The 619-nt window shown below is 50.4% G+C and carries 1 protein-coding gene; it reads left to right on the forward strand.

What is annotated here, in order from left to right:
* Positions 1–597, forward strand: a 597-nt coding sequence (locus AC1D1X_RS25210) for a trypsin-like serine protease (RefSeq protein WP_477699623.1), incomplete at its 5' end; no start/stop codon positions are given.
* Between the last annotated feature and the right edge of the window lie 22 nt (positions 598–619).

Genomic DNA, 619 nt, shown 5'->3' on the forward strand with positions numbered 1-619 from the left:
ATGCGAGGACATCTGAATCTAAACATGAAAAAAGTTTTGGTCGAAGCAACCGAATGGCTCGGAGACGGTATTCCGGAAGCTTTCCCGAATACTGTTGACGCTCTTAACCAGATGATTCGAGAGGGAAAAGATATTGCACTTCTGAGGTTGAAGAAGTCGGATATGGACGCACTCCCCTCAAGTATTGAGAGCGTCAGAATACTCAGTGGTCTTCCCAAGTCTTCACAGGTCAGTGTAGTTGGCTATGGCGTTACCAACATTTATGACAACAGCGATCTCACATTAATGGTGGCAATTCGAAATAACCTACCTGAAGGCCTGGATGCCAACGCTGACCTGATCACTTTTGGCGCACCTGCAGGATCGACCGCAGGTGGTATTTGTGGGGGAGATTCCGGCGGAGGACTTTTCGCTGGGCGGGTGAATGGCATAAGTAGCAGTCCGCGACTGATTGGTGTAGTGAGTGCCCTGCTCCAATCTGCGGACACGAGCAGCGCGGACGCGTGCATCGCTTCCGCTCAAGGCCATGCATCCTTGCTAAGCTCACGAAATCATGGTTTTATTTGCGGCAGGCTTCCTGAAGCCTGCATTCAATAAACCCAACCTAAGTCTACTTGCC

The sequence above is a fragment of the Polaromonas sp. P1_G4 genome, from assembly GCF_056405475.1.